This is a genomic window from Streptomyces albidochromogenes (genome assembly GCF_005981925.1).
GTDB classification, from domain to species: Bacteria; Actinomycetota; Actinomycetes; order Streptomycetales; family Streptomycetaceae; genus Streptomyces; species Streptomyces albidochromogenes.
The window spans coordinates 1-21,045 of the sequence record NZ_VBVX01000098.1; the positions used below are offsets into that span (position 1 = coordinate 1).

Annotated in this window: 18 protein-coding genes and 2 pseudogenes; 15 read left to right on the plus strand and 5 right to left on the minus strand. The window is 67.2% G+C overall.

Annotated features, from left to right (window positions below; all coding sequences use genetic code 11):
• Positions 1-260: 260 nt before the first annotated feature.
• Both E2E34_RS15230 and E2E34_RS15235 read right to left on the minus strand, forming a co-directional pair.
• Positions 261-422: a hypothetical protein gene (locus E2E34_RS15230; protein WP_244315767.1), complete on the minus strand. Its 162-nt coding sequence runs from the start codon at positions 420-422 to the stop codon at positions 261-263.
• A 313-nt stretch (positions 423-735) separates the two neighbouring features.
• Positions 736-1,272: a hypothetical protein gene (locus tag E2E34_RS15235; RefSeq protein ID WP_138902446.1), complete on the minus strand. Its 537-nt coding sequence runs from the start codon at positions 1,270-1,272 to the stop codon at positions 736-738.
• A gap of 786 nt (positions 1,273-2,058) precedes the next feature.
• Here E2E34_RS15235 and E2E34_RS15240 point away from each other — a divergent pair.
• The gene (locus E2E34_RS15240; protein WP_138902447.1) at positions 2,059-2,502 is read left to right on the plus strand and encodes a hypothetical protein; all 444 of its coding nucleotides are present in this window, start codon (positions 2,059-2,061) and stop codon (positions 2,500-2,502) included.
• Here the strand turns inward: E2E34_RS15240 and E2E34_RS15245 are convergent.
• Positions 2,492-3,306, minus strand: a protein-coding gene (locus E2E34_RS15245) for an IS5 family transposase (RefSeq protein WP_138902448.1) whose coding sequence is annotated in 2 segments (ribosomal slippage) — positions 2,492-2,964 and positions 2,964-3,306 — 816 coding nt in all. Because the reading frame shifts where the segments join, the coding sequence is not laid out codon by codon here. The genes E2E34_RS15240 and E2E34_RS15245 overlap by 11 nt on opposite strands.
• A gap of 116 nt (positions 3,307-3,422) precedes the next feature.
• On the opposite strand from E2E34_RS15245, the gene E2E34_RS15250 reads away from it, so the two are divergent.
• From E2E34_RS15250 to E2E34_RS37450, 7 genes and pseudogenes are all read left to right on the plus strand, one after another.
• Positions 3,423-3,890, plus strand: coding sequence for a hypothetical protein (locus tag E2E34_RS15250; protein WP_138902449.1), 468 nt, complete (start codon positions 3,423-3,425; stop codon positions 3,888-3,890).
• 12 nt (positions 3,891-3,902) lie between these two features.
• Positions 3,903-4,534: pseudogene (locus E2E34_RS15255) on the plus strand (IS5 family transposase).
• Positions 4,535-4,585: 51 nt separating this feature from the next.
• Positions 4,586-5,109 (plus strand): annotated as a pseudogene (locus tag E2E34_RS15260) (IS5 family transposase); the annotation flags it as partial.
• Positions 5,110-5,623: 514 nt separating this feature from the next.
• Positions 5,624-6,802 (plus strand): hypothetical protein, encoded by a 1,179-nt coding sequence (locus tag E2E34_RS15270; protein WP_138902450.1) that lies wholly within the window; start codon positions 5,624-5,626, stop codon positions 6,800-6,802.
• A gap of 497 nt (positions 6,803-7,299) precedes the next feature.
• On the plus strand, positions 7,300-8,094 hold the full coding sequence (locus E2E34_RS15275) for a DUF5677 domain-containing protein (protein WP_138902451.1): 795 nt from the start codon (positions 7,300-7,302) through the stop codon (positions 8,092-8,094).
• Between the two features lie 3 nt (positions 8,095-8,097).
• Positions 8,098-8,532 (plus strand): hypothetical protein, encoded by a 435-nt coding sequence (locus E2E34_RS15280; RefSeq protein ID WP_138902452.1) that lies wholly within the window; start codon positions 8,098-8,100, stop codon positions 8,530-8,532.
• A 186-nt stretch (positions 8,533-8,718) separates the two neighbouring features.
• On the plus strand, positions 8,719-9,015 hold the full coding sequence (locus E2E34_RS37450) for a hypothetical protein (protein WP_138902453.1): 297 nt from the start codon (positions 8,719-8,721) through the stop codon (positions 9,013-9,015).
• A 576-nt stretch (positions 9,016-9,591) separates the two neighbouring features.
• Here E2E34_RS37450 and E2E34_RS15300 read toward each other — a convergent pair.
• Positions 9,592-10,059, minus strand: coding sequence for a winged helix-turn-helix transcriptional regulator (locus E2E34_RS15300; RefSeq protein WP_244315769.1), 468 nt, complete (start codon positions 10,057-10,059; stop codon positions 9,592-9,594).
• Between the two features lie 149 nt (positions 10,060-10,208).
• Between E2E34_RS15300 and E2E34_RS15305 the strand changes: the two genes are divergently transcribed.
• The 6 genes from E2E34_RS15305 (at position 10,209) to E2E34_RS15330 (ending at position 18,642) form a co-directional block, all read left to right on the plus strand.
• A complete protein-coding gene (locus E2E34_RS15305) occupies positions 10,209-11,009 on the plus strand; it encodes a crotonase/enoyl-CoA hydratase family protein (RefSeq protein ID WP_138902455.1) in 801 nt (266 codons plus the stop codon).
• A gap of 32 nt (positions 11,010-11,041) precedes the next feature.
• Positions 11,042-12,271: an acyl-CoA dehydrogenase family protein gene (locus E2E34_RS15310; protein WP_138902456.1), complete on the plus strand. Its 1,230-nt coding sequence runs from the start codon at positions 11,042-11,044 to the stop codon at positions 12,269-12,271.
• A gap of 121 nt (positions 12,272-12,392) precedes the next feature.
• Positions 12,393-13,169 carry an SDR family oxidoreductase gene (locus tag E2E34_RS15315; protein WP_138902457.1) on the plus strand — a complete coding sequence of 259 codons (777 nt, stop codon included), beginning with the start codon at positions 12,393-12,395 and terminating at the stop codon, positions 13,167-13,169.
• Between the two features lie 226 nt (positions 13,170-13,395).
• On the plus strand, positions 13,396-15,150 hold the full coding sequence (locus E2E34_RS15320) for an AMP-binding protein (protein ID WP_208765252.1): 1,755 nt from the start codon (positions 13,396-13,398) through the stop codon (positions 15,148-15,150).
• A gap of 70 nt (positions 15,151-15,220) precedes the next feature.
• Complete coding sequence (locus E2E34_RS15325) at positions 15,221-16,432, plus strand: acetyl-CoA C-acetyltransferase (protein WP_138902458.1); 1,212 nt, start codon at positions 15,221-15,223, stop codon at positions 16,430-16,432.
• A 29-nt stretch (positions 16,433-16,461) separates the two neighbouring features.
• On the plus strand, positions 16,462-18,642 hold the full coding sequence (locus E2E34_RS15330; protein WP_138902459.1) for a 3-hydroxyacyl-CoA dehydrogenase NAD-binding domain-containing protein: 2,181 nt from the start codon (positions 16,462-16,464) through the stop codon (positions 18,640-18,642).
• Between the two features lie 134 nt (positions 18,643-18,776).
• Here the strand turns inward: E2E34_RS15330 and E2E34_RS15335 are convergent, their stop codons facing one another.
• Positions 18,777-20,255, minus strand: coding sequence for an MFS transporter (locus tag E2E34_RS15335; protein ID WP_138902460.1), 1,479 nt, complete (start codon positions 20,253-20,255; stop codon positions 18,777-18,779).
• Between the two features lie 569 nt (positions 20,256-20,824).
• On the opposite strand from E2E34_RS15335, the gene E2E34_RS15340 reads away from it, so the two are divergent.
• Positions 20,825-21,019 carry a hypothetical protein gene (locus E2E34_RS15340; protein ID WP_138902461.1) on the plus strand — a complete coding sequence of 65 codons (195 nt, stop codon included), beginning with the start codon at positions 20,825-20,827 and terminating at the stop codon, positions 21,017-21,019.
• Positions 21,020-21,045: the final 26 nt, after the last annotated feature.

A 21,045-nucleotide genomic window follows, 5' to 3' on the forward strand; every position in this document is an offset into this window, starting at 1 on the left:
GCCGCCGCAACTCCAGCGCGACCTCCAACGCGAGCTGACGTACGACGCGCGTGGACGCCCGTCCCCTGGGCTGGCAGAGGGGGCGGGCGTCCGCTTGCGCCACGTGGTGGCTGCCGGGGCCGGGCTTCCAGAGAATCTTCCGGGCTTGCGTGGCCGAATCCAGGCGCTGCCTGCTGATACGGGCGGCAGATCGGGCGTTGTGCCCAGGCCAGATCGGAGGTCAGACACATGTCCCTCCGGCAGCGCAGGGCGGTCTGCTGTTATTGCTCGACGGTCAGTGCCCAGCGCACGTTGGAAGAGGTCGTGATGCGGAGGGACCCTTCTTCACGCGCCGTTTTGATGGTCAGTTCGTTGAGAGTGCTGCTGACCTCGTGGTCGACACATTTGAGCGGAAAGCTCATATTTGTTGGCTCGACCTTCACCTTGAGAGTGCCCGCTCCCTCGCAGTTGACCTGAATGGTGAGCCGCCCCGGCTTGATCCCACTGGGCAGGGGAAAGATTGAGTTCCCCTGGTGGCTGCTTCGCTGATTAGAGGCTTTCCACCGTTGAGGGGCTTCGGGGCTTCGGTGACGGTCTCGCCCTCGATGTGCTCTGCTCTGGTGGGCTCGCTGCTGGCAGGCGTTGGGGAGGCCGGGGCGGGCGTCGGCCCTTCGCTGGTGCATCCACCGGCGCTCAGCGCCGCGAGGATGAGGACTGTTGCCCGAACACTGGAGCTTGAGAGGAGCGAGTCCTTGGTCAGGATTCCCACAGGTGCCAGCCGACCTTCATAGGTGAGTAGCTCGTAATGTTCTTCTTCGCGCTGCCTTGGCAGTTGCTGTAGATGACGTAACTGACGCCAGTGTTCTTCAGACGCCATACACCGAATTTTGCGTTGGTGGTCGTCTTCGGCGGAGTGTCAACCGCAACATTGTTACCCAGCTTGGCCGTCAACTTCGCGCTCAGTTCGACGTCGTACTTGGCCTCAATCTTGCCAATCATGGCGTCGACGCTCGTGCTCAGACCGGCGGTGACAGAGACGCCGACCTCGCCGGTGACCTCCGAGATGAAGGTGGACCGTGCGGTACGCGTCGTGCCGTTGTAGTTGGATTGCGTCGCACCCACGCCTTTGTGCTTGCGGCCGTGGTTGGCCTTGGGTGTGTAGACACGCTTGTAATCGCAGTGCGGGGCGGGAAGCTTGCCGCCGGCGGGCGGGATGTCCCCGATGTCCGGCTCTCCTTCACCTGGGGTCACCAGATCCGGCTCCGTGGGCTCTTCCGGGGGCTCCGTGCCCACCACCACCACCTCCCCGTCGGAGTCTGTCGGCGGGGCGCCATCCGCGTAAGCCGGTGCTGTCATACCAACAAGAGCGACGAACGCGAGAGCGGAAACCAGAGATCTCCGCCTGCTGCTTATGTTCACCTTTCACCTTTCACCTGCACCGGCCCCCCGTCGGGACAGCTGCACGGGGCAACACCATCATGTTCCTGACACATGAAGTAGAGGAACGTTCTATTCCTGAGCACAACTTGAGCTTGAGAGGCCAGCCCGCCTGCCGAATACTCGCTCCAGGGCACACTCCCTCTGTACATACACTGGAGGTAGACCTACAACCACCCATGCCGGGCATCAGACGCGCTCGGTATGGGCGACACAGTTGAATGTAAGACGGCTTTTCCCTGTGGTGGTTGGCGGAACTAATTCTCGACTTCCAATGACCCCGTCAGATCTGCCAGACGGCCGGGCCGTAGGAGCGCTGTTACCGGGTGATGACTTCCCTGGGAAGGTGCGGCAACTGCATGAACGCCCGCATCTCTGGAGCGTTGAGTGCGAATGTCGGCTCCGGCCCGAACAGGCAGGTGCCGGTCGGTGAAGCCGAGCATCTGGCTGATGGCCCGCCGCAGTCGTGCGTCGGGGCGGCGGCCGACTGCGGCGTGGTGGGCGGCGAGCAAGTGTACCCCTGGCGGAATTCGTCAGCGAGGTTCAGCCGTGGACCGCGGCGGGGAGCGGAAGCGTCTACCGATTGGCTGACAGAAGATCAAAGAGGGACCAACCACGGCCGCCTCCAAGAAACTGCGGTCCGTGCCCACTTCCTCCTCCTCGCGCCGGGCTCCCACGCTCGTCGCCCTCGCTGTGCTTGCCGCCGCCTTCTCGAGTGGCTGCTCCACCGACTCCCCGCCGCAGCAGTCCAAGCGGCTGCAGAAAGCCGCCGGCCTGAAGGTCTTCCACGTCGAGACATCCGAAGACCTCTGGGAGAAGACGTCGGACCAGGAAGGCCGCGACGGCCCCGACCTGGAACTCGCGGCCAAGACCAAGAAGCTCGACAACGGCTTGACCGAGGTCGAGCTCACCGGGGTGAATCTTGCGAACTACCTGCGCGTCCTGGACTACATGGCCCACGGCGGCAACGACTCGAAGAACGTCGGCAAGCACCACAGCGCCGAGTCCATGCGCATGTACGACGAGATCGCCAGCGTCCTCGACGGCATCACCGGCGCCAACCTAAGACCATGTCCTACATGGTGAGTTTGCGGAAGCGCTTGTAGCAGCAGATGGCGGCTGCCAGCCCAAGAAATGCCAGGTAGTTGCCCGGGTGTTGCTCGTAGCGGTGGTTGAGTCTGCGGTACCCGGTCAGCCAGGACATGGTCCGTTCGATGACCCATCGGCGGCGCCCCAACCGTTCGCTGGAATCGACTCCCTTGCGGGCGATCCGGACTCCAATGTGCTTGCCCCATAACCATCGCCGCAGGTGAGGGACGTCGTATGCCTTGTCTGCGTGCAGGCGTTGGGGCTTTGATTCGGCTGCGTGGGATTCGTGTCCCATGTGGAAGTGGGACAGCATCGGCTTCAGCGCCTGGCTGTCGTGGGTGTTGGCCGCGGAGAGTCCGACACGTAGGGGCAGTCCGTCCGCATCGGACAGGACATGCATCTTGGAACCGGCCTTACCCCGGTCCACGGGGCTCGGACCTGCAAGTTCGCCCCCTTTTTAGCGCGGACATGGGCAGAGTCGAGAACCGTGCGCGACAGGTCGACCAGGTCCCGTTCGTCCAGGAGCCGGAGAACCTCCTGGTGCAGCCGGCCCCAAACCCCCGCCCGCGACCAGATGACGAACCGGCGATGCACGGTCGACTTCGAGGCTCCGAAGCACGGAGGCAACGCCCGCCAGGCACAGCCACTGACCAGAACATAGATGATCGCGGCGAAGACCGCCTCGTCATCGATGTTCGCGACCCCACCGCCTTGCGGCCGCTCCCGCGCGGCCGGCAGCAACGGCTCTGCGAGCTCCCACAAACCGTCCGGAACGATCCATCCCCACCGACCGCTCCCCATAGCAAGCCCAACGACCAACTCACCATGTAGGACACGGTCTAAGACGTCATCTCATTTGGTGAGTCTGTGCGACGATTCGTCGGCCAGTGGGAAGTCATGAGCGGGAGCGAAGGTCGATGGAGTACGTCAATCTCGATGCGCAGGTCGGCGACTTGTCAGGGGTCTTGAACCCGGCTCGCTACCTGGACCATCTGCCCTCGATCTCCGGTGACCTGCCGCCAGGCGCCCGGGCTTTCGCCACTGACGCGGGCCACTACGACTTCCGCAGCAGGCGATGTGTGAAGGACTTGACGGTCCGGGCCGTCCGGGGCGCCGGCGGTGAGGAGATGGAGGTCGAGTTCCAACACAACTGCTGGAAGCACGACCAGGACCTGCTGATCCGCTACGCAGGGGTGTCCAGCTTCGTCATCGATCCCGCCGACGAGGGCCGAGGAGCGGACCTCGGGGATGTGATTCTCGACGAGATCCTGCCCCACAGGGACGGCTGCAGCCACGAGATCGCCTGCTGGGACGGCACCCTCACCCTTGTCTGCCGCGACCTCCAGGCGACCTGGACCGAGACCACCTGCTCCAGCAAGGCGTAGGCACAACAGGTCATGGGGATTGTTGAGCGGCTGGTGCCGGATGAGCTGTGGGAGCTGTTCCAGAGAGTGGTGCCAGAGGCGCCGTCGCGGCCTCAGGGCGGTGGTCGGCGTCGGCATGGCGACCGGGAGGTGCTGGCGGCGATCGTGTTCGTGGCCACGTCGGGCTGCACGTGGGCCCTGAAAAGGGGGACCTGACAGGTCCGAATCCTGTCGACCGGGGCAAGTACGGCTCGAAGATCCACTTGATCACCGAGCGAACCGGTCTGCCCATATCCGTCGGAATCTCGGGCGCGAACCTGCACGACAGCCAAGCCCTGATCCCCTTGGTCAAGGGCATACCGCCGACCCGCTCCCGCCGTGGACGCAGGCGGCGCAAGCCGGGAAAGCTCCACGCAGACAAGGGCTACGACCACCCCCACCTGCGGCAATGGTTACGCGGACGCGGCATCACCCACCGCATCGCCCGCAAAGGAATCGAAAGCTCACAACGGCTCGGACGCCACCGGTGGACCATCGAGCGAACCATGTCCTGGCTCGCCGGCTGCCGACGCCTCCACCGGCGCTACGAACGCAAAGCCGACCACTTCCTCGCCTTCACCAGCATCGCCTGCACCCTCATCTGCTCCCGCCGACTCACCAAATGAGATGACGTCTAAGACGGTGTCCTACATGGTGAGTTGGTCGTTGGGTTTGTTATGGGGAGTGGGCGGTGGGGATGGATTGTTCCGGACGGGCTGTGGGAACTCGCGGAGCCGTTGTTGCCGGCTGCTCGGGTGCGGCCGCAAGGCGGTGGGGTCGCGAACATCGATGACGAGGCGGTCTTCGCCGCGATCATCTACGTCCTGGTCAGCGGCTGTGCCTGGCGGGCCTTGCCTCCGTGCTTCGGGGCCTCGAAGTCGACCGTGCATCGCCGGTTCGTCATCTGGTCCCGTGCGGGAGTCTGGGGCCGGCTGCACCAGGAGGTTCTCCGACTCCTGGACGAAAGGGACCTGGTCGACCTGTCGCGCACGGTTCTCGACTCTGCCCATGTCCGCGCTAAAAAGGGGGCGAACTTGCAGGTCCGAGCCCCGTGGATCGGGGTAAGGCCGGTTCCAAGATGCATGTCCTGTCCGATGCGGACGGACTGCCCCTACGCGTCGGACTCTCCGCGGCCAACACCCACGACAGCCAGGCACTGAAACCGATGCTGTCCCACTTCCACATGGGACACGAATCCCACGCGCCGGCACGCAGAGTGAACTGAACGATACTTAGCGTGACAGTAGGTTTTTCGTATCGTTCGCAGCGCCCCCTCACTGCCCGACACCACGGTCAGAAGGCAAAATCACCGCACGCAGCGGACTGCGATCGCCGCAACCCCCGCCACGGCACCCAGGACGGCAGCACCGACGCCCAATGGCTCAGCCAGCGACGGGTGGACATGAGCGAGGTAGACAGCGGCCCCCGCGATCAACAGCCCCACCGCCATGGCCAATAGGAGAACCACCAACCGCAGCTCCCGGTGGTCGTCGCGTCCCTCATCGGGCGTGTCCGAAGTCGTGCTCATGAGGTATCGGTCTTTCTCGATTCGTGCGGGCACGGCCACCGCCCCTCGGCAGGCACCGCGCCCGGCAGCGGGATGGCGTCTAATCTGGCTGATCCCCAACGGCGTTGGTACGCCATTGAGTTGCCACTTCACTGGGGGGGCTCTAAAACCGACCCGTAACCACGACTTGCGCCGGTACCTTCGCGCCGTGACTTCCACTACCGGCCCCAGCGCGGCCGAACAGCAGCTAATCGACCACGCGCAGCGCCATGGGCTCACCGCGACCGCCAAGCAGTTGACCACCTGGCGGCGTGCAGGGCTGCTGCCGGGAAACATCCCAGGCGGAAGCCTGGGCCGCGGCAAGGGCAGCAGCTCCCGACCTGCGCCAGAAAGCTTCGACCTGGTCCTGGGCCTTGCACGTCATGCCGGACCAGGCAAGCGCCCGAAGGACTTGGCGCTGCTGCTGTTCGCCGAAGGCCTTCCGGTGCGGGAAGGAACCGTGCGGGCCGCCTTCCGCGCCGCAGTGGACACCGTCACCATCCCCGGCGAGGACGACAATGCGGATGAGGACCTGGACAAGCGCCTCGACACGGTCGCTGGCCATCTCGCAGAGGCAAGCCAGGTAATAACCCTCGTCCCCGCCCGTGCGCGGCGAATTGACGAGCGGATCGCCCGCCTTGCCCGTGCCGCCGGCGAAACGTGGCCTCCCGCTGAGCTTGCCTCCTGGGACAAGAATCCTCAGCCGTCGCCGTCCACGCCGCAGGGCGCGACACTGACTGCCGCCTCGGCGGTCCTCACGGGATCACTGTCCATGCAGGAGATCGGGGACATGTTGCGGGCAATGAACCCAGGCACGCCCGCCAACCCCATCGCCTCTCTTGTCGAGACGACTCGACGCGACGGTCCTGGTATCGCCGACAAGCTCCTTGAGCCGGACGAAACTCTGGCTCTGGGGCCGGTGGGCGATGCCCGCGACCTCCTGTGCGACCTGGCCGACAGGGCTCCTCTGAGAGATCTCGCAACCGCCTGGCAGACCGTCCAGCGCGTACGGGAGTGGGCCTTGCACCTGTGCACGCGAGTCGAGAACGAACTGGATGCCGGACAACCGGGTGATGCAGTAGAGGAGTGGCTGCGCAGCCGCTACCTGGCGGCCGGCATGGCGGTGCTCGGCACTCTGCGCGACTGCCGCTGGCCACCCGCAACAAGGGCTCTCGACACGCTGATCCTGCTGAACCAGCTCCATACATTCCGAGAGTTGGATCGCATCGTGCCCGACTGCCAGTGGCACCTCCTTGGAGTGGAGGGGATGATGCCGCCACCCGTACGCGACCTGCTGAAGGACCTCATCGGCCAGGGATCCGCCCCGACGGAGTCGGCAGCGGACTAACGCCCTCGAGCCGCCCCTGTCAAGCTCACGCCCGGAAGCCCAGAGGAGTCCGCCGGTCAGTCGGGGACTTATGCCGCTTCGATCTGCCCCTGCTGAAGTTGCGCACGACCTTCGGCTGCGGCCGACAGCGCGGCGATACGTTGGTGCGTTGTGGAGCCGTACCGCTTCCTCGCATGGGCGTGGTGCTGCTCGGCGGCGACGTGGTCACCGATGCGCGCGTGGATCTTCGCAGTGTGGGAATCAACCGTTGCGGCGGGTGCTCCCCAGAGGGCTGCCCACCCCGTCATCTCGCCGATCTGCCCTTGTCTTGCCAGGTCGCGGCTCGCTCGGCTTCACGTAGAGCGTCAGCGGCCTTCCCTGACTCGGCGAGCGCGCGGGCACGGCAGATGACGAACAGCGACTCGGTTGCCGGGTCCGTGCCACGGCTCATGCTGAGCGCAGTATCTGCAAGTCCGAGAACGTGCGCAATCGCGCCTGCCATCCGTAGTGTGCCTGCTATGTCTGAGTTCCTTCATGACGATGCCACTGCTCAGCGAGCCCGCGATGTTATGCGAAAGCTGATCGAAGCACGTGACGAGATCGCTAGCAGACAAGGTGGCATCGCCTTCGAGCCCGCCCACAAAGCTGTTGCCCCGCACGGGTGGAGCTGGTGGATGCTCATCACTGACTCGGCCCGCGTCGTGCTGGATGAGGCCGACAGGGGATACGGCTTCGTCGTCGCGCCGGTCATGCGAAACCTGATGAACCACACCGTGGCGCTGAAGTGGCTCGTTGACGGCGGCGATTCCGCGCTCAAGGCGGTGGACGCCTACAGCGACGTGGAGTTGCTCAAGCTCATCGAGAACGCACAACGGGTCAAGTGGCAAGCGGATGGCCCGGTCGAGCAGAAGTTGCGCCAGGCGATCGCCGCCCGAGACGCCAATCCCGATCCCGACGTCACCAAGCTGGCCAACGAAATCAAAAACGCCGAGACCTTGATGGTGGCCTACGGCATTCCCGAGGGATATGTGCCGTACCGGCACCTCTCCGCTTACACGCACACCAGCCGCGAGACCGCCCAGCTGTATCTGGCGCCGGACGGCCAAGGCGGATGGGCCCTTTGCGAAAAGCCCAGGGAGAGCGGCCTCAACGATGTGCTCTGGGCATCGGTCTGCCTGATCCAAGCCGGCCGAGTCATCGACGGCATTTTGACCGGCCAACCCCTCGCGCAGGCGCTCGATGAGGCCACTGCTCACCTTGGACTGCCGGAGAACATCCTGCCGAGGCGTCGGGAGAGGCGCCGCAGGAAGTGAGTGATGCGCCGGGAGGCTCTGGCCGCCATTGACGCCATGGGTGCGGTCTTCCGGCTGGTGGAGTGGGTGGAGTCCACGCGCATCTTCCGGGTACAGGGCGAGTGGACCGTCACGGTGTCCGTCAGCGGGACCGACCCCATGGCCGTACGGGAGGCGTTCGCGGCCGGCCTGCCCGGTAGGCGGGATGAGGTCCTGGCGGACGTTCAGAAGCGCATCCCGCGTGTCTCCGGCTCCGTCCGTGCCGCCGCGCGGCTGGTCGTTCGCTTTGCCCCGGATGAGCGCCCGGGCGGCCTGTCGGGCGCGGGACAGCGCCGCTGGCCCCAGATCATGTCGTGGGGTGGGTTCCGCGGGTGGGGTGTAGGGCATGCGCAGGTAGGCGCAGATGACGTCCACGATGGTCTGGCGGTGCTCGGGGACCGTCTGGCCGAGCCGTTCTAGTGCGTACATGCCGCCCAGCCGGACGGGGGCTTGAGGGCTGCCGACCTGCTCGACGGCTTTGGTGTGTAGCTCGGTGATGCGTCGTTCCGCGGCGTCGTGTTCGGTCTCCGGCCTTATCTACATCTGTCAAGTAGTTCGGCTGGTCACGGGCTTGGAGTTTAGACAGGCATGTAAGGCACATTCCGCGTGGGTTCAGACGGCCACCACATCTCCGCTGGTGAGGAGCGCGCCGTTCCCTGGGTCGCGATCATGCCGGTCGTCAACGCCATCCGTGTCCTGGAACGCATCGTTCCCCAGGGCGAGCTGTTGTTCAGCTCCACCCACCACGATGTCATCGGCCAGCGCAAGCACCACGGCGCGCTGAAGCGGGGCACCCTGGACCGCCGCGTCGAGAATCTGGTGTCGTGGATCAACCAGGAGGCCACCGCCCATGACTGGACACCCAGATGGTGCCGGCGGACCCGCACGGCAACCTTGTACTGAGCCGCCTGCGCAGAATTTTGGCTTGGCACATCGCCCGCCGCCCCGGCGGTCTGGTCACCCTCGCCATCCAGTACGGACACATGCGTACCGCCCTGGACGCTCGCACCTCCACCGGGTACGGCGACCGCGGCCGTCGGGGGTTTCACGGGGAGCTCGACGTCGAGACCGCGCTCGCCGCCGCGCAGACTGCAGTACGGCTGCGCGACACTGCTGCGGCCGGCGAGAAAATATCCGGTCCCGCTGCTCGGCGGGCTCTCATCGGAGCCACCTCGATACCCGGCTTCGAAGGCGCCTTGACCACCCACCGCCGGCGCCGAAGTCGAAAGGCGACTGCGCAAAGAGGTTGTCCGGCTGAAGGAAGTCCTCAGTCCCGGCGTCAAGCGGAGCAGATGGCCCCTTGCGGCAGCCGTCCTCATCCTCCGGCAATCCGGCGGCCAGGACCAACCTGCCCCCAGCAATGTCATCCAGCCCTTCCCGTCCGGCGATTAATGGAGAGAGCAGGCCGTCACGCGCGACGCCGAGCTCCTTGCGGGTCGGGTGGACGAACTCGCGGACGGCCGGCTCGCGCCGCCAAGGTCACTCGTTCGGGCGCCCGTCCATGGCGAAGCGCGCCTGTACATCGGGGCTGTCGAGGAGCCGGGCCGGGTAGCCGGGTCCGGTCCGCACCGCGATGTCTTGGTGGTGCAGTGATTCGCCGCATGAGGAGCAGACGACTTTGGCCTGGGTGTCGTGGCCGCAGGCGGTGTGGTGCATGACCACAGGGATGCCGTCGTCATCGGCCAGCCACCGGTCACCCCAGGCGTTGATCGCCGCGAGCGCGCCGAAGAAGTCCCGGCCCTTGTCCGTCAGCAGGTACTCGTGACGGACCGGCTCGCTCTGGTAAGGGTGCCGCTGCAACAGGCCCGCGGCCTCCAGGCGCCGGAGCCGGTCGGTGAGGGTATTGCGCGCGATGCCGAGCGAGTCGATGAAGCCGTCGAAGCGTGACTCGCCGTAGAAGATCTCGCGCAAAACCAGCAGTGTCCAGCCGTCGCCCAGGATGTCCACGGTGCGGGCGATCGAGCAGGGCCAGCTGTCAAAGGACGTCCGTCTCATAGTGCTGACCATATCAGTTTCATCTTGAGATTCACTTGCCGTCGGCGGCCTACCCGACTACCGTCCAGTAGGTCTCATCATGCAACTTACGAGGAGGAGGGATGAGCTCTATGCCTGCGAGCACACCCGCGGTCACTGTTGAACGGGACGGTCACGTGCTGCTGATGGGCCTGAATCGGCCCGCCAAGCGCAACGCCTTCACCAAGCAGATGCTCAGCGAGCTGTCGGCCGCCTACGGTCTGCTGGAATCCGACGACGACCTGTGGTGCGGGGTCCTGTTCGCCCACGGCGACCACTTCACCGGCGGCCTGGACATGCTCGACGTCGGCGCCGAACTAGCCTCGGGGAAGTTCGACGCCCCCGAGGGCGGGCGCGACCCCTGGCGTCTGGACGGCCCCTGGTCCAAGCCCGTCGTCGCGGCCGCGCACGGCTGGGTGATGACGCTCGGTATCGAGCTGCTCCTGGCCGCTGACATCCGTGTGGCCGCCGAGGACACACGGTTTGCCCAGTACGAGATCCGCCGTGGCATCTACCCGTTCGGCGGGGCCACCTTCCGCTTCCCCCAGCAGGCCGGATGGGGCAACGCCATGCGCTGGATCCTCACCGGCGAGGAGTTCGACGCCGCCGAAGCCCACCGCATCGGCCTGGTGCAGGAACTGGTCACCGACGGGTCGGCCGCCATCGCGCGCGCCACCGAGATCGCCACCCTCATTGCCGGGAAGTCAGCGCCCCTGGGGGTGCGCACCGTCTTCGCCTCCGCCCACCTGGCCCGTGAGCACGGCGAGAGCGCCGCGATCGAGCGGCTGCGCCCGGACATCGCACGACTGTTCTCGACCGCCGACGGCGCCGAGGGAATCCAGTCCTTCATCGAGCGCCGCGACGCCGTCTTCACCGCCCGCTGAGCAGCCGCCCCACCCCTGTCAGGAGATCTGTTGTGACCAGCGCAAAGACGCAGCCTTCCTTGTTCGACCTGCCGCCCGAGATCGCCGAAGCCCGCGACTGGGCCCACGGCTTCGCCGAGAAGTACGTACGCCCCGTCGCCGCCGAGTACGACGAGCGTGAGGAGATGCCTTGGGCCGTCATCGAGGAAGCGGCCAAGGTCGGCCTGTACACGCCCGAGTTCGCGCTGCAGATGATCGCCGACCCCACCGGGCTCCAGCAGCCCGTGGTCGCCGAGGAGATCTTCTGGGGCGACGGCGGCATGGGCCAGGCCCTGCTGGGCACCTTCCTGCCCGCCGCGGCCCTGTTCGGCGCCGCCACCAAGGAGCAGATCGACACCTGGCTGCCCGCCTTCTTCGGTACCCCCGGTGACCTGGCCGTCGCCGCCCTCTGTGCCAGTGAGCCGGACGCCGGCAGCGACGCCGCCGCCATCCGCACCCACGCCCGCTACGACGAAGCCACCAAGGAGTGGGTGATCAACGGCACCAAGACCTGGGCAACCAACGGCGGCATCGCGGGCATCCACGTAGTCAACGCCGTCACCGACCCCGCCCTCGGCGCCCGCGGCCACGCCCTGTTCCTCATCCCGCCCGGCACCCGCGGCCTCAGCCAGGGACAGAAGTTCTCCAAGCACGGCCTGCGCGCCTCCCACACCGCCGAGGTCGTCCTCGAAGACGTACGCATCCCCGCCGACCTGGTCCTCGGCGGCAAGGACGCGCTCGACCAACGCCTGGCCACAGCCCGCGAAGGGTCCCGCGTTCGCGTCCCCGCCGCCATGGCCACCTTCGAGCTGACCCGGCCCGGCATCGGCGCCATGGCCGTCGGCGTCGCCCGCGCAGCCTACGAGTACGCCCTGGAGTACGCCGGCATCCGCGAGCAATTCGGCCGGCCGATCATCGACAACCAGGCCATCGCCTTCACCCTGGCCGACATGGCCATGGAGATCGACGCCGCCCGCCTCCTCGTCTGGCGCGCCAGCCACATGATGATGCGCGGCAAGCCCTTCACCCGGGCCGAGGGCAGCATGGCCAAGCTCAAGGCCAGCGAGGTCGCCGTCCGCACCACCGAACGCGCCGTGCAGATCCTCGGCGGCAACGGCTACACCCGCGACTACCCCGTCGAACGCTGGGCCCGCGACGCCAAGATCTTCACCATCTACGAAGGCACCAGCGAGATCCAGCGCCTGGCCATCAGCCGCGCCCTCTCCGGCCGCCGCATCCGCTAACGATCCGTGGCACCCCCGCTGGGTGCGGCACACCACGCGCCCAGCACCTCTTCCACCCAGACAGTGGGGCCGATGTCCCCCTGTCCGGTCCGTCCAACCCCCTACCTGCGCGGAGCATCCCATGAGCACCCCTACACCCTTGCTGGCCGGCAAGGTCGCCGTAGTCACCGGCGGCGGCCGCGGCATCGGCAAGATGATCACCCGAGGACTCCTCGAAGCCGGCGCCAAGGTGTACATCTCCAGCCGCAAGGAAGCAGACCTGAAGGCGGCCGTGGAGGAACTGAGCCCTCTCGGCCACATCCACGCGGTATCGGCCGACCTCGCAACCGCCCACGGTGTGCAGACCCTGGCTTCGTACATCGGTGAGCGCGAGAGCCGGGTGCACGCCCTGTTCAACAACGCCGGCGCCAACTGGGGCGCGCCCCTGGAGGAGTTTCCCGAGTCGGCGTGGGACCGCGTGCTGGCGGTGAACGTCAAGGGCGTCTTCGCCCTCACCCAAGCCCTCCTGCCCCTGCTGAAGGCGGCCTCAACGCCCGACGATCCCGCCCGGGTCATCAACACCGGCAGCATCGACGGCCTGCGGGCTCCCGCCCCCGGCTTCAACAACTTCTCCTACAGCGCCAGCAAGGCCGCCGTGCACATGCTCACCCAACAGCTGGCGGGAACCCTCGCCCCCGAGGTCCTCGTCAACGCCGTCGCCCCCGGCCTGTTCGAATCGAAGATGACGGCCGGAATCCTCAGCATGGGCGCGGACACCGTCGCCGGGCAGATCCCCGTCAAGCGCATCGGACGCCCCGCGGACATGGCAGGCATCGCCGTATTCCTCATGAGCCCCGCCAGCAGCTACATCACCGGTGCTGTGATCCCCGTCGACGGCGGGATCAACGCCACTCGCTGAACCCCCGACGCCGCATCCGCGCAGCGGGGTGGCTCGGCGCGGGGAGCCGCAGCGCCGAACCACCCCGGCTGGCCACTGACCTTCCTTCCGGGCCGCGGACGCACGCCAAGATCCGCCCGCACCGTCGGGCCGTTGCCCAAGACGCCCCGTGCCGGCGCCAGCACGGGTCGTCTTCGGCAACGGCCCACCTCGGACGACGACGTTCACAGTGAAGGACACCCCCTCCATGAGCACCTCCCCGATGCTGCCACCCGAACAGCCGGCGCCCGGCCCGTACGACAAGGGTCTGGCCCCGACGCCTGATGTCGGCGGGAAGCACGCGCAACGCCCCTGGCTGCGGTTCTACCCGCCCGGAGTCGGCGCGGAGATCCCCCCGGTGGCGTATACGTCCATCCCAGACATGGTGCGGAGCACCGCGAAACGCTTCGGCCCCGCAACGGCGTTCTCTCACCGCGGCGTCCGGCTGACGTTCACCGAGGTCGATGAGCTCAGCGACCACTTCGCCGCCTACCTGCAGCAAGAGCTCGGCCTGGCGGAGGGAGACCGCATCGTGCTGCAGATGCCCAACCTTCTGCAGTACCCGGTCGCGTTGTTCGGGGCGCTGAAGGCCGGGCTGATCGTGGTCAACGCCAACCCTCTGTACACCCCGGTCGAACTGGCCAAGCTGGTGGCCGACGCCCGGCCGCGCGCCATCGTGGTCCTGGCGAACTTCGCCGGGAAGGTCGCTGAGATCCTGCCCGGCTCAGGCATCGAGCACGTGATCGTCACTCAGGTCGGCGACCTCTGCGGCAGGCTGAAGCGGGTTGTGGCCAACACGATGGTGGCGAAGGTCCGGCGGCTCGTGCCCCCCTACGAGATACCCGCAGCGGTCGGCTTCCGCACCGCACTCGACCGAGGCCGCCGCCACCGGCTCACCGAACCTGCTCTGGGGCATCAGGACGTCGCGTTCCTGCAGTACACCGGCGGCACCACCGGGGGCACCAAGGCCGCCGTCCTCACGCATCTGAACCTGCTGGCCAACCAGGAGCAATTCCTCGGGCAGCTCCAGGCCAGGTTCGGCTCGGAACACCTGACGGTGATCGCGGCGCTGCCGCTGTACCACGTGTTCGCACTGACCGTGAACGGCCTGGGGCTGTTCCGGTTCGGCGCACACAACGTCCTCATCACCGACCCCACCGACACAGCCGGGCTGGTCAAGACCCTCGCCACGACACGCCCCGACGCGATCCTGCTGGTCAACACGCTCGCGCGGGCGCTGCTGGACACTCCCTCCTTCACTGGCCTCGACTTCACTAACCTCAAGATCGCGGTCGCCGCCGGCGCGGCGGTGCATGCCGCGGTCGCCAGCCGCTGGCACGAGGTAACCGGCCTGCCCATCACCGAGGGCTACGGGCTGACCGAAGCCTCGCCCGTGGTCAGCCTCAACCCCGTACACCTCGAACCCAGGGTCGGCAGCATCGGGGTCCCTCTGCCGTCCACCGACGTTCGCATCCTCGACGCCGACGGTCAGCCGGTCCCTGCGGGCCAGCCGGGCGAGCTTGCCGTCAAAGGCCCCCAGGTGATGCGCGGCTACTGGAACAGGCCCCTGGAGACCGCGGAAGTGCTCACGTCCGACGGATGGCTGCTGACCGGGGACATCGCCGTCAGCGACGACGACGGCTTCCTGCAGATCGTCGACCGGAAGAAGGAGCTGATCATCGTCTCCGGGTTCAACGTCTACCCCAACGAGATCGAGGAAGCGGCGGTCAGCCATCCCAAGGTCGCCGAAGCGGGCGCCGTCGGCGTCCCCGACGCGAAATCGGGCGAGGTCCCCAAACTCGTCGTCGTCGCCCGCGACGCGAGCCTGACCGAGGCGGAACTCCGCGAGCACCTCAAGAGCCGACTCACCGGATACAAGCGACCCCGCTACATCGAGTTCCGGGACGCCCTGCCCAAGAGCAACGTCGGCAAGGTCCTGCGCCGCGAACTCAAAGACACCTGAGGCGCCGACCGCCGTCCTCCGCCCGCACCCACCCCCCTGTGCCAACCCCGTAAGAAAGCGAACAGCAGACATGACAGATGCCTTCATCTACGACCACCTGCGCACGCCACGCGGACGCGGCAAGAAGACCGGAGCGCTGCACGAGGTCAAGCCGATCGACCTGGTGGTCGGATTGCTGGACGCAGTGCAAAAGAGGAACCCCTCCATGGACACCGAAGCCATCGACGACGTCGTCCTCGGAGTCGTTGCCCCGATCGGTGACCAAGGCATGGACATCGCCAAGACCGCCGCGATCGTCGCCGGCCTTCCGGAGACAACCGCCGGTGTCCAGCTCAACCGGTTCTGCGCCTCCGGGCTGGAAGCCGTCAACCAGGCCGCCAGCCGCGTGCGCGGTGGCTTTGAGCAGCTGATCCTGGCCGGCGGCGTGGAGTCGATGAGCCGGGTGCCGCTCGGCGCCGACGGCGGTCCGCTGGCCATGGACCCCGCCACCTCCCTGGCCGCCGGGTTCGTCCCACAGGGCATCGGCGCCGACCTCATCGCCACCCTGGAGGGCTACACCCGCACCGACGTCGACGCCTACGCCGCCCAGTCCCACAGCCGGGCAGCCGCCGCGTGGGCCAACGGCTACTTCGACAACTCCGTCGTCCCCGTCCTCGACCGCCTCGGCCAGGTTGTCCTCGACCATGACGAGACCGTCCGCCCCGGCACGAGCGTGGAGTCCCTCGCCGGCCTCAAGCCCTCCTTCGTCGAGCACGGCCAGGGCGCCGGCTTCGACGACGTCGCTCTGGCCAAGTACCACTGGCTGGAGAAGATCGACCACGTCCACCACGCCGGCAACAGCTCCGGCATCGTCGACGGCGCGTCCCTGACAGTGATCGGCTCCCAGAAGATCGGCACCCGCCTCGGCCTCACGCCCAAGGCGCGCATCGTCGCCGCGGCCGTCTCGGGTGCGGACCCGACGATCATGCTGACCGGTCCCGCCCCCGCAGCCCGCAAGGCCCTGGCTCTCGCCGGTCTCGACGCCTCCGACATCGACCTGTGGGAGATCAACGAAGCCTTCGCCGCGGTGGCAATGCGGTTCGTCAAGGACATGGGCATCAGCCACGAGATCACCAACGTCAACGGCGGCGCGATCGCGATGGGCCACCCGATGGGAGCCACCGGCGCGATGATCCTCGGCACCCTCGTCGACGGACTGATCCGCCGCGGCCAACGGCGCGGCCTGGCCACGCTCTGCGTCGCCGGCGGCATGGGCATCGCCACCATCGTCGAGATCGTCTGAGACCAGCGCCCACAGCAGGAGACCACATCATGAGCACCCAGACCACACCCACCAGCGCTGTCCGCTACGAACGCGACGCCGACGGCATCGTCACCCTCACTCTGGACGACCCCACCCAGAGCACCAACACCATGAACGACCTCTACGCCGCCTCGATGAAGGCCGCCGTAGACCGGCTGTATGCCGAGGCCGACTCCGTCACGGGCGTGGTCGTCACTTCGGGGAAGGGCACCTTCTTCGCCGGTGGCGACCTCAAGAGGATGATCCATGCGACGCGAGCCGACACCGTCACCGTCTTCACCGAGGTGGAGGCCGTCAAGGCGACCCTGCGCCGCCTGGAGACCTTCCCCAGGCCGGTGGTGGCAGCCATCAACGGAGCCGCGCTGGGGGGAGGCTTGGAGATCGCGCTGGCGACCAACCACCGCATAGCGGTCAACGGTAGGTACGACATCGGCCTACCTGAGGTGCAGCTCGGACTGCTGCCCGGAGGTGGCGGCGTCACCCGCACCGTCCGCATGTTCGGCATCGTGACCGCGCTCTCGGACGTCCTCGGCCAGGGCACCCGCTTCCAGCCGGTCAAGGCGAAGAAGAAGGGACTCGTCGATGACCTCGTGGACTCCGCCGACGAGCTCATCCCCGCCGCGAAGGCGTGGATCAAGGACTACCCCGACGAGTTCGCCCAGCCCTGGGACAAGCCGGGCTTCAAGATACCTGGCGGCGCACCGTCCAGCCCTCGCCTGGCGGGCATCCTGCCTGCCCTCCCCCCGCTGCTGCGCAAGCAGATCAAACAGGCCGACTACAAGGCGCCCAAGGCAATCCTGTCGGCGGCGGTAGAGGGAGCGCAGGTCGACTTCGACACCGCCTCGCGGATCGAATCGCGCTACTTCACCGAACTGGTCAGCGGCCAGCAGGCGAAGAACATGATCCAGGCGTTCTTCTTCGACATGGGCTCGATCAACTCCGGCGCCCTGCGTCCCGACGGAGTGGACAAACACACCGCCGTGAAGGTCGGTGTCCTCGGCGCCGGAATGATGGGCGCGGGCATCGCCTACTCCTGCGCCCGCGCGGGCATGCAGGTCGTACTCAAGGACGTGACGTCCGAGAACGCCGAAAGAGGCAGGGCCTACACGGCGAACCTGAACGAGCGGGCCGTCTCGCGCGGAAAGCTCACCCAGGAGCAGGCCGCCGAGCTGCTAGGCCGCATCACCGCCACCGCCGACCCGGCCGACCTGGCCGGCTCCGACTTGGTCATCGAGGCCGTCTTCGAGGACGTCTCACTCAAGCAGAAGGTCTTCGCCGAGATCCTGCCGCACATCAACCCGGACGCGCTGCTGTGCACCAACACCAGCACGCTGCCCATCGCCGACCTCGCCAAAGGCATCGACCGGCCGGCCGACTTCATCGGCCTGCACTTCTTCTCACCCGTCGACAAGATGCCACTGATCGAGATCATCCGCGGCGCGCAGACGTCCGACGCAACCCTGGCCAGGGCGTACGACGTGGCTTTGCAGATGAAGAAGACCCCGATCGTCGTCAACGACAGCCGCGGCTTCTACACCTCGCGGGTCATCGGAACGAGGATCGAGGAGGGCCTCGCGCTGCTCAGCGAAGGCTTGGCGTCCTACTCCCTGGAGCGGGCCGCTACCCAGGCCGGCTACCCGGTCGGCCCCCTCCAGCTCGCCGACGAGCTCAACTTCGAGCTCATGCACAAGATCGCCAGGACGACCCGCGAGGCGGCCGGAGACGAGAACCTCACCGTCACCGAGCGAGTCGTCGGCCCGATGATCGAGCAGGGCCGCGCGGGAAAGCTCAAGGGCGCCGGCTTCTATGACTACACCGACGGCAAACGCGGTCCCATCTGGCCGGGCCTGGCCGACCTGATCCCCGTCGCCGACAAGCAGATCCCGCTCAAGGACGCCCAGGACCGCATGCTCGTGCGCGAGGCAATCGAAACTGCGAAGTGCTTCGAGGAGGGTGTCCTCACTTCGGCCGCCCATGCCAACATCGGCTCCATTCTCGGCCTGGGCTTCCCGCCGGCCACCGGCGGTACCGCCCAGTTCATGACCGGCTACGAGGCCACCGACGGCTCCACCGGTCTCGCCGCGTTCATCAGGCGCGCGGACGAGCTGGCCGATCAGTACGGCGAGCGCCTCCGCCCGACAAAGTACCTCCGCGACCTGTCCGCCGACGGCAAGGCATTGCCCGCCTGACCGGCTGCCACCGTGCTTGAGGGCCGGAGCCCCTTGGCCCTCAAGCACGTCAACTTCCTGGGCCGCTACCTGTTCAATCGCAAGGCTGGCGGCCCAGGCCCCGGCCGACGTCGTGGCCGGAGCCTGGGAGTGGTTCAGTCGGCCTGGTTGTCGGCCTGCTTGGGCAGGCAGAACATCAGGGCCCACATCAGGGCGAGGAGGCTGCCGACCCACCACAGCACGGTGATGAACGCGTCGCGGTTGAGTCCGGCGTCGGGAGAGCCGCCGGTGGTGGCGAAGAACACCAGGGCGGTCAGCGCAGTGCCGAGGGCGATGCCCAGGTGCATGACGGTGTTGAACAGGCCCGAGGCCGACCCGGCGTCGTCGTGGGGGACCCGGGCCAGCGACATGTCGGCGAGCGGGCCGCCGACCATGCCGAGGCCGAAGCCGATCAGTACCACCGGAGCGGTCATCCCGAGCAGGGTCAGGTCCCCCTGGCCTGAGTCGACCTGGACCCCGTAGGCAGCCATTGAGGCGAGCGTGACGAGGGCTCCGGTCTGTGGCAGGCGGCGGGCGAAGCGCCCGGCGCTCTTTGTCGTGACCGTCGCGCCGGCCAGCTCTCCGATGGAGAGCAGCACGAAGGCCAGGGCCGCATGGAAGGGGCTCATGCCCAGGCCGCGCTGGAGGTAGAGCGTCCAGGTCATGAAGAACAGCCCGCACAGCAGGCCGTGCATCAGCTGCGCGGCCATGCCGCCGGAGAACTGCCGGCTCCGGAAGAGGGACAGGGCCACGAGCGGGGCGTTGCCATGCTTGCGCTGCTGCTGGTGCAGAAAGACACCGAGGACGAGGAGGCCCGCGGCGAGCAGGGCAAAGCACCACAGCGGCCAGTGGTGGAGGTGCCCCTCGGTGAGCGGGAAGACGATCAGGACGATGGCCAGTGCGGACAGCAGCATGCCGGTCAGGTCGAGTCGGTCGGCCTTCTTCACGGTCGACTCGGGGATGAACTTGCGTCCCAGGAGGATCACGGCGAGGCCGACGGGCACGTTGACCAGGAAGATCGGCCGCCAGGACAGCCCGAACAGGTCCGCCTCGGTGAGCAGGCCGCCCATCACCGGGCCCAGGACATTGGCGAGCGACATGACGGCCCCGTACAGACCGAACACTTTGCTGCGGTTCTGCCCCTCGAAGGTGACATGGAGGGTGGCCAGGATCTGCGGGATCATCAGGGCCACCCCGACGCCCTGGAGCCCGCGGGCTCCGATTAGCCCGCCCGGCCCGGCAGCAAGGCCGCACAGCAGCGAGGCCGTGGTGAACACGACGGTGCCGATGAGGAGGATCTTTCGCCGGCCGTAGAGGTCGCCGAGGCGTCCGCCGGTGATCAGCCCGATGGCGACGGGCAGTGAATAGCCGGTGGTCAGCCACTGCACCGCGTCCGGTCCGGCGCCGGTCGACTCCTGGATCGCGGGCAGGGCGGTCAGGACGACCGACTGGTCAATCATGTCCATCAGCTCGGCGCCCAGCAGCACCAAGAGGGCGATCCAGGCGGCCAGTCCCATCTTCGACAGGCCAGGTGTTGGGTGAGTTGGGGGCTGGGCGGTGTGCTGCGGCTCGTTGTCGAGCGCGGAGGAAGACACGACGGGAAAACTCCTGATCCAAAGGAATCGGGGAGCCCTGCCGGCAGCCGCACCGGGGCCGGAATACACGAAACCCGGGGCAGACGGCAGAGCTGCACCCGGGAAGGAAACTGCGGGGGAGGGTGACGCAACTCAGGCCAGCGCGACGTCCGCCCCCGGACACGTGCGACACAACAGCACGCGGGGAACACGGACGACTACATGGCCTGGTTAATAGGACGTCACCTCAAGATCGACACAGAAGGAACAGGAAATCCGGTCACTGCCGCCGAAGCCTCCGCCGCAGGAACTTGTCTACGGTACGACACCCCCCGGGCCTCTCGCACATCTGATACTGCGTCCCCTCCATCCCTCGCCTACGCCTGTCGACCTCACATACGCATCCGTTTCCGCCACGAAGCTGACAGTCCCCCTGACTGGCACGCGGCTCAGGTCCCCAGTCGCGGTGAGCTGATCCTGAGCATCGGAGTTGTCTGCCCGGGCCAGGTATCGCGCTCAGTCACAGCGGGCCGTCAACACCGGGTCGGCGCGTGAGTGACCCAATCGGCCCAGAGGCCGTTGAGCCCGGCGTGACCACGACGATGCGGTTCACGCCCGTCATCGGCGTGCAGCAGGCAAGCAGCGAAGCGGTTCCGCGCCCCGAGCCGGAGCCGATCTTCACCGCACTCGCCGAGCGGTGGGCGAGCACCGGCCGGGCCGTACCCGGTCGGGCGGATGAGGAGTGGACGGTCCTCGCCCGCCGTCCCCCCTGGCCCGGTCGCTGACCACGCGTGCGGGCACGGCCCCCCAC

What these genes read in the sequence shown, in the direction of transcription:
- E2E34_RS15315 (WP_138902457.1), top strand. Translation starts at nt 12,393, where the DNA reads ATGAGCACCCCTACACCCTTGCTGGCCGGCAAGGTCGCCGTAGTCACC.
- E2E34_RS15305 (WP_138902455.1), top strand. Translation starts at nt 10,209, where the DNA reads ATGAGCTCTATGCCTGCGAGCACACCCGCGGTCACTGTTGAACGGGAC.
- E2E34_RS15325 (WP_138902458.1), top strand. Translation starts at nt 15,221, where the DNA reads ATGACAGATGCCTTCATCTACGACCACCTGCGCACGCCACGCGGACGC.
- E2E34_RS15275 (WP_138902451.1), top strand. Translation starts at nt 7,300, where the DNA reads ATGTCTGAGTTCCTTCATGACGATGCCACTGCTCAGCGAGCCCGCGAT.
- E2E34_RS15280 (WP_138902452.1), top strand. Translation starts at nt 8,098, where the DNA reads ATGCGCCGGGAGGCTCTGGCCGCCATTGACGCCATGGGTGCGGTCTTC.
- E2E34_RS15330 (WP_138902459.1), top strand. Translation starts at nt 16,462, where the DNA reads ATGAGCACCCAGACCACACCCACCAGCGCTGTCCGCTACGAACGCGAC.
- E2E34_RS15320 (WP_208765252.1), top strand. Translation starts at nt 13,396, where the DNA reads ATGAGCACCTCCCCGATGCTGCCACCCGAACAGCCGGCGCCCGGCCCG.
- E2E34_RS15250 (WP_138902449.1), top strand. Translation starts at nt 3,423, where the DNA reads ATGGAGTACGTCAATCTCGATGCGCAGGTCGGCGACTTGTCAGGGGTC.